This window comes from Pedobacter sp. 01T416_2 (genome assembly GCF_056398925.1).
Genome location: NZ_JBFTQI010000217.1, coordinates 1 through 7,940 on the forward strand (window position 1 = coordinate 1; position 7,940 = coordinate 7,940).

The following is a 7,940-nucleotide window of genomic DNA, read 5'->3' on the forward strand; positions in this document are numbered from 1 at the left end:
GGTTTAGGTTTACTGCCCAGTGATTTTCCATTTAAAAAAAGTTCAACTTCTTCGCAATTGCTATAAATGGCAACCTTTGCGTCATCGTAAGTATCAAAATCGGTAGGTGTCCAATTGTTGATCCAGACACCTGCGCCCGCATTATCTTCTCTACGGACAATGTGTACAACAGGTTTCTCCGACCACCAACTCTGGCGCTGCAAACTTTGCTGTTTCCAACTGCCAATCCTATCGAACAAACCCTGTCCATTGGTAATCTGGGGCCAATCGGCTTCTCCAAGATAATCAAAACCCGTCCAAAGGAACTGGCCTGCCATAAAAGGATTATCGCGAAGTGCCAAATATTGCTGAATTACATGCGTATTTTCGGTGCCGATTACTTTTAAATTTGGTTTTTGATTGTGTAGGGCTACCAATTCATTTTCTCGGTAATTCTGTCCAACAACATCCATAGTTTCAGCAAATCCGTTGGTGTAAACCTTCGAATTGGCCGGACGGAAAAGCGCCATGGTTACCGGACGGCTTGGATCGAGCAGATGAATAAGATCCTGCTGATCCTTATATTTTTTGAATCCCTCCGGGCTGTTTAAATCATCATGGATTTCGTTTCCAATACTGTAAATTACGATGGATGGGTGATTGCGGTCGCGCATCACCATATCGCGCGTATCGCGCTCCCACCATTCKGTAAAAAATCTATTATAACCTTTTTYGCCATTGTTTTTTGGCGAGTTCCAGGTATCGAATGTTTCATCCATCACCAAAAAGCCCAGTTGGTCGCATAAATCCAAAAATTCTGGTGCAACCGGATTATGAGCAGTTCTGATGGCGTTTACCCCTACTTCTTTCAAGCGTTCTAAACGGAATTTCCACACGCTTAACGGCACTGCTGCACCAATTGCGCCACCATCATGATGCAGGCAAGCTCCTTTTAACTTAAAGTTTTTGTCATTTAACCAGAAACCTGTTGCAGCATCAAACTTAAAAGCCCTGATACCGAAGGTATTTAACTGATCATCAATAACTTTTCCATTTACGGTTATCTTGGTTAAGGTTTTATACAAATCCGGACTTTCCAGGTTCCAAAGTTTTGGATTGGTCACTACAATATCCTGATCTATATTCATATTTTTTCCTGCAGCGATGGTTTGCTTGCTCTGGGCAGTTTTAACAATTTTTCCGGCAGGATCTAAAACAGCTGTTTCTACAATAACCTGAGTGCTTTGGGCAGATTCGTTTATAAGGTTTGTTTTTACTTTAACCGTAGCTTTTTGCGCGGTAGCATCTGGCGTAGTGATATAAACACCCCAATCTGCAATATGAACGGCATCTGTTGCTACTAAACGCACATGCCTGTAAATTCCGGCACCGGTATAATAACGCGAAGCAGGCTGTACAGTATTATCAGCCTTTACAGCAATGACATTTGTTTTGCCTTTACCAAATTTTAAGTGTTTGCTCAAATCGTAAGCAAAGCTAATATAGCCATAAGGACGTTTGCCAAGATAAAACCCGTTAATCCATACCTCACTATTGGCCATTACGCCATCAAATTCGATCGTTACTTTCTTTTTCGCAAAGCTTTCATCAAGATTGAAACTTTTGCGGTACCATCCGATGCCCGAAGGCAAATAGCCACCGCCACGGGCAGTTAAATTGGCTTTATCGTAAGCCCCTTCGATACTCCAATCGTGCGGGACATTCAATTTCCGCCATTTGGTTTGATCAAAATCAGCTTTTTCGGCGCCCTGAACATCGCCTTGATTAAAACTCCAGTCCTGATCAAAAGGTGTTATTACCTTCGCCTGTTCTTTTACTACCTGCGCTACTGCAATTGTAGCATAGCAGCTAAACAAAAATGTAAAAATGAGAATATATAATCTGCTATTAGTCATAGTGTGTTTTCGGATTCGTTTATTTTTTTGGTTCTACCAAAGTTATGTGTGGTTTTGGTGCTTTCTTCATTCCGAAACCGAAATAGAACCCCGTATGTGGTGGTTGGTTATAACCATCATTTTGCCAGGCAATACCTAAGCGGTACTGCGGATCGTGCATTAAGGTATAGTTGCGGTATTCGGTCGGAATAGTGGTGCTATAAATCCTTAAACTTTGATTATCCTCAGCTCTTAAAATCAATTCTTCGCGCCAATCTCCAAAAATATCAGCGCTTAAAGCTGGGGTAGATTTAGTTCCGTTGTTAGAAACGGCTCCATCTGCCGTAAAAATCCTCCCGACATTGTACTTATCTATACGATTACCATCTAAAAGTTCCCTCGACAAATCACCATCCCAATAAATTAAAAAATTAGTTGATCGGGGTTGATTACCGATCCGATTGCCCTTGATATCAAATAATCCATTCGATCCCGACCACCACATCTGTGCGCCAAAACGGGTATTATCGATATTATCGGCTACTCCTCTGCCCACATCTTCGTCTTGCGATCCTTCCCATAATATTTTGCCTGTTTTGGCATCATAAACCGCAGCTCCTGGGCCTTTTGTACCTTCTTCTATTTCGTGTACACCAAAAACTTCTAAACCTGGGTGTTCCGGATCAAGGTCTGAAACATGAATGGCATCACCATGCCTTAAGCCCGTAGTGTACAATCCCTTTCCATTATCATCTACACACATCGAACCGTAAATAATTTCATCTTTTCCGTCCTGGTCTACGTCTGCAACGGTTAGGTTATGGTTTCCCTGCCCAGAAAATGAGTTTTTAGCATCTTTAGTATCAAATACCCATCTTGAAGTTAGTTTGCCATTACGCCAGTCCCAGGCTGCTAAAACCGTTCTGCCATAATAGCCTCTGCACATCACTACACTTGGATGGATCCCATCTAAATAGGCCACACAGGCATTAAACCGATCTACACGGTTACCCGTATTATCGTTTTTTCCGTTCCCACCTCTACCACCCCAGGCGCCAATATTGCCACGGGCAGGAATATAATCTGTTGTGGCTAATGCCTCTCCGGTTTTACCGCTAAATACGGTTAAAAATTCAGGGCCATCCAATATTTTACCGTTGGGATTGCGCCAATCTTTAGTCGCATCGCCAATTACTTTTCCTTTGCCATCTACCGTTCCATCAGCAGTTTTACATACCATTTCTGCAATACCATCACCATCCAGGTCGTACACCATAAATTGGGTATAATGAGCGCCTTCGCGGATGTTTTTCCCTAAATTAATCTCCCACAAAAAAGTTCCATCTAATTTATAGGCTTGAAAAATCGGCGGATCGGTAATACCGTTTGATGAATTATCCCTGCTCCGGCCAGTTTGGTGCAACACAATTTCATATTCACCATCTCCGTCTAAATCGCCTACCGAAGCATCGTTAGGCGAATAACCAGCTGGTGTTTTTAAAGGAATAGTTAAATATTGCTGAATAGGTGGCTTGACTGGCAACGTAAAAGATTTACTGGCTTCCGATTCACTGCCTTTTAAAATTGGTTTTACGAAATAGCTGTTCGGAAGATCGAATTTAACCCCTACATCTACAAAATTGGTGTTCTTGGTAATCGGATCGTGATTGAGTTTTATGGCTTCATTATTTCCGCTTTTGCGGTATAGGTTAAAAGCAATGTCATCGCCATCGGTACCCAACATCCGCCAGCCTACATAAACAGAATCGTTATTTTGTCGTACAGCAATTACACCACGTCCCAGTTTTTCCATTTGGCGCTGAGCGAAAAGCTGTGTAGCAAAGAATAAACTGAAACTGAAGATTATAATAGTTTTGATCATAATAGCTTATCTCTGAATGGTTATTGAACTTTATAGCCTGTTTTCGCCGATACGGCCACTCCTTTATCGGTAATTCCATCGGCTTTGATCAAAATATCAGCTTTGTTATCTCCATTAAAATAAGTGATAGTTGCTTCACCATTTTCGTTGGTTTTTACAGCTGGTGCCCAGAAAACGGTGGTACGTAAATCTTTATTTGGTGTTGCCGGACTGCTGTAATTTGGCGAATAAAAAGTTCTTGCGGCATAATAACCGTTTAAATTTAGGTTTAGCAAGTCTAAATTTGGTCCGCGCAAAGCCTCATCCTTTAAATTAAGGCTGATGAGGTACACATCTTTTCCGGTACTGTTTAATAAATGCTGAATTCTAACCTGATTAATCTGATCCATGGTTAAACTGTAGTAATCTAAGCGTTCGGTAAAGAGTTCCTGCCTGTTGTTTACTTTAATAACCGGCCTAACTTTTTTTCCATTGGCGATAAAGGTGACTCCTTCATTACCCAAACTATCGTTTTCTTCCGCTGGATAACTTCCTTTAGCCTTTGTTAACAGAAAATGTTCCAATCCCTTGTAAGAATAATCGGCTGCTGTAATGTTGAAAACTTCCTCGGGATACCCAAATGAGGTAAGTACATCCTGAAACAGAACCACCTTGTTATTCTGGGCGGCCTTAATTTCAATATCGTTTAAACTGATCGAATCGCCAAACTTGTAAGTGCGGTTATAATCCATGCGTTTACCGATTTCTACGTTCAAGGTGTTCGAAATTCCAGGTGAGATCGTTTTTAACGGCGCTAAATTTAAAGGTTTAATCAGCGTATCGATCTGTAGCCAGCCACCCTTTTTCCCTTTATCATCTTTTGATGAAATTTTTACCGTTTGATTGCCATACCAACTCAACCCATCCAGAAAATAACGTCCGCTCTGATCGGTTTTCGTAGTGAAAATTTTATTGCCTGTAAAGTTGGTACCAAATAGGGTAATATTCATATTCGGAATGGGTTTATCGGCTAGTTTCTCTCTTACCATTCCTTTAATTGTGATGCCAGGCTCGGGCAAATAACTTATTTTAATAGCCGAATCGGCCAGTTTTCTCCAGATATAATCTCTCCAGCCCTGGGTAAGCAACAATAAGTCGAGCTGTTTTAAACGAGATGGATTTTTAGCATCAAAATATTGTGCAGCATTTTTAATATCTCCCTTTACTTCCGATTGCAGCATCAAATACGATACAATATCATTTCCATCATCTGGAATAAGTCCATCAACAGCAGCTAAGGAAAATGCTGTTTTAGCTGGCTGACCAAGAAAATTGGTCGCTTTTACCTTAATAACCACTTTCTCTCTTGGTTTATAAGCTGCTTTGTTTGGGCTTATTGAGAAATTGACCTTATTTTCGTCTTGTATAAAAATAAGCCGTTCACAATTAGGCCTGTTCTGGTCATCTAGCAGGGTTATGCTTGCAATACCATTCGGAAAACCTTTTGTTGGGATAGATACCGATACTATAGCTTTACTTAATTTGATCGATCCGGAATAAATATTATCGCCTGCATGTTTAATTACAAGCGAAATGCTTTTATCCTTCAACTCGCCGAACATTAACTCGTTGGCACTGATACTTGCTTTGATATTTAAAGAATCAGTAGTAATATGTAATGAGAGGCCTTTTTTAAGGCTTAAGGGCATTTCCGACGAAAATTTTTCTTTGCCATAAAATCCCTCAACCTTATATTTTTCATCCGTTTTGGGTGTAAAAGCAAAAATGCCCATGCCCGCATCGGTACTTTGAAAAGTAGTTACAGTATCTCCTTTTGATGAGATTACACTTCCTGTGGCTTTAATCCCATTGCCAATGTCATCATTGGTTTTAAAGGCTACAATACTGGTTAATCCTTCAACCAGCGAACCGCCCTCCGGGAAAAAGGCTATCGATTTTTTCGAATTGGAAACATCGTTTTTCTTGACCGGATTTCGGGTAAAATAAGAAGCGTTTTCAATAATGTTATTGCTAATGTGGATCCGTTTTTGAAAAACAAAATCATCGCCAAAGTTTCGCATCCAATTGGTGTAAGCCCTAATGGCGTACCAACCAGAAGGAATAGAATCTTTTAATTTAAAATCTCCCTTTCCCAGTCCACCATCCAACCTGATCATTTTCCGGTCTAAAACTTCCGATTTTGGCGAAAGCAGCTCCACATATAAATTATTGCTGGTAGCGGTTAAATTGCTACTTTTTCCATTTACCAAATAGGCGCTAAACCATACATCTTCGCCAGTGCTGTAATAACTGCGGTCTACCTGTAGGTATGATTTCTCAAAAAAGAGTTTAACCGATTGTTTATCTGTAGCTTTTTGTTGCGCCGAACCACAAAGTGTTGCTGCACTTAAAAAGCCAAGCAAAGTATATTTTTTAAGATTCATAATTCTTTTATCAAGCATGTGAACCAGCTATTTTGCACATAAAAGCCCTACGGAATAAAATAGTCAATATTTGAATATTGAAGAAATGAAGGCTCATCATGTGTTATTGGTTAGCGGATCATAACAGCCGTTGGGTAGCAGCCATTAAATGATTCATGTCGAATGTAAATAGTATATCTTTAAGGCGCATCCTGTAGTATCCTGCTTTTTGACGATGACAATATGTTATAAGAAAGATTTTAAAGGTTTCTGCTCAATAAATTTTAAACATCAAGTAAAAAGTTACTTTACTAAACCCTTTTACTACCTCAATCCATATTTGAGATACTTGTATCATTTTCCCCGATGCTAAGATTGTAGAATTTACCAACAAAATCGTTGATGAATAAAAAAATAAATGTTTAGATAACGTTTATTATTTTAAATATTTTACTTTTACCATTAGGATCTTCCAAATATTAAACCGTATGAAATTAAATTACCCTGTAAAAAGTGTGTTTTCGGCATGCCTGGCATATGCAACAATTGGAATCGGGTACACTCCCGAAGTACAGGCACAAACTGCAAAAGTGATCAAAGTTAAAACAGACCACTCCATTGCCAAGGTGCAACCTAATATGTGGGGCGTTTTTTTTGAAGACATCAACTTTGGTGCTGATGGCGGCATTTATGCCGAACTGATTAAAAACCGCTCATTCGAGTTTGCAAAACCGCTAATGGGTTGGTCCATTCAACGAAAAAGACCACAGGAAGGTGAAATTTTGGTGGTAAACCGCAAGGAAGTAAACACCGCCAATCCAAGATACTTACAGGTAAAAAAACAAACTGACGATTTTGAGTTGATAAATGAAGGATTTAAAGGTATCGGCGTAAAAAAGGGGATGCGATATGATTTTTCTGTCATGTACCGTCAGGCAAAACCTGGTGTTAGGTTGACATTACTCTTAAAGGCCGCAGATAATAAAGTTATCGGACAGGGAAGATTAACCCCAGATCAGACCGGTGGCGATTGGAAAAAGCAATCAGCAAGTTTTACTGCGACAGAAACCGATCCAAAAGCCAGATTTTCGATTGTGTTTCAGGGAAATGGAAACATTGATCTGGATATGATTTCGCTGTTTCCAGGCGACACCTGGAAAAACCGCCCACAGGGATTAAGGGCCGATATGGTACAGTTATTAGCTGATATGAAACCGGGTTTTATCCGTTTCCCTGGTGGCTGCATTGTAGAAGGCACCGATCTGGCCAACCGTTATCAGTGGAAGAAAACCATCGGCCCGATCGAAAACAGGCAATTGATTATGAACCGCTGGAATATTGAATTTGCACACCGCCCCGCACCTGATTATTACCAGAGTTTTGGTTTGGGTTTTTTTGAATATTTCCAACTGGCAGAAGATATAGGCTCTGATGCGCTACCAATACTAAATTGCGGCATGGCCTGTCAGTATAATTCAGCCGAAGTAGCGAGCCTTGATGAACTCGATCCTTATGTTCAGGATGCGCTGGACCTGATCGAATTTGCCAATGGCGATGTAACAACCAAGTGGGGGAAAATGAGGGCAGATCTTGGTCATCCAAAACCTTTCAATTTAAAAATGATGGGGGTTGGAAACGAAAACTGGGGACCACAGTATTTGGAAAGGCTAGCAATTTTCACCAAGGCCATAAAAGCCAAATATCCTGATTTTAAACTGATCAACAGTTCTGGTACCGGTCCGGATGGCGACCGTTTTGACTTATTGAATACTACTCTAAGAA

4 protein-coding genes are annotated in these 7,940 nt (G+C 40.4%); 1 reads left to right on the plus strand and 3 read right to left on the minus strand.

All coding sequences use genetic code 11. The annotated features are described in order from the left end of the window. The 3 genes from AC1DPQ_RS11185 to AC1DPQ_RS11195 all read right to left on the minus strand — a co-directional run. The coding region (locus AC1DPQ_RS11185; protein ID WP_477609292.1) for a glycoside hydrolase family 2 TIM barrel-domain containing protein at positions 1-1,895 on the minus strand (1,895 nt) is incomplete at its 3' end. A gap of 19 nt (positions 1,896-1,914) precedes the next feature. Next, positions 1,915-3,756 (minus strand): rhamnogalacturonan lyase, encoded by a 1,842-nt coding sequence (locus tag AC1DPQ_RS11190; RefSeq protein WP_477581845.1) that lies wholly within the window; start codon positions 3,754-3,756, stop codon positions 1,915-1,917. 20 nt (positions 3,757-3,776) lie between these two features. Then, a complete protein-coding gene (locus AC1DPQ_RS11195) occupies positions 3,777-6,179 on the minus strand; it encodes a carboxypeptidase-like regulatory domain-containing protein (RefSeq protein ID WP_477609294.1) in 2,403 nt (800 codons plus the stop codon). Between the two features lie 467 nt (positions 6,180-6,646). Between AC1DPQ_RS11195 and AC1DPQ_RS11200 the strand changes: the two genes are divergently transcribed. Then, the coding region (locus tag AC1DPQ_RS11200) for a carbohydrate binding domain-containing protein (protein ID WP_477609295.1) at positions 6,647-7,940 on the plus strand (1,294 nt) is incomplete at its 3' end.

What these genes read in the sequence shown, in the direction of transcription:
- AC1DPQ_RS11195 (WP_477609294.1), bottom strand. Translation starts at nt 6,179, where the DNA reads ATGAATCTTAAAAAATATACTTTGCTTGGCTTTTTAAGTGCAGCAACA.
- AC1DPQ_RS11190 (WP_477581845.1), bottom strand. Translation starts at nt 3,756, where the DNA reads ATGATCAAAACTATTATAATCTTCAGTTTCAGTTTATTCTTTGCTACA.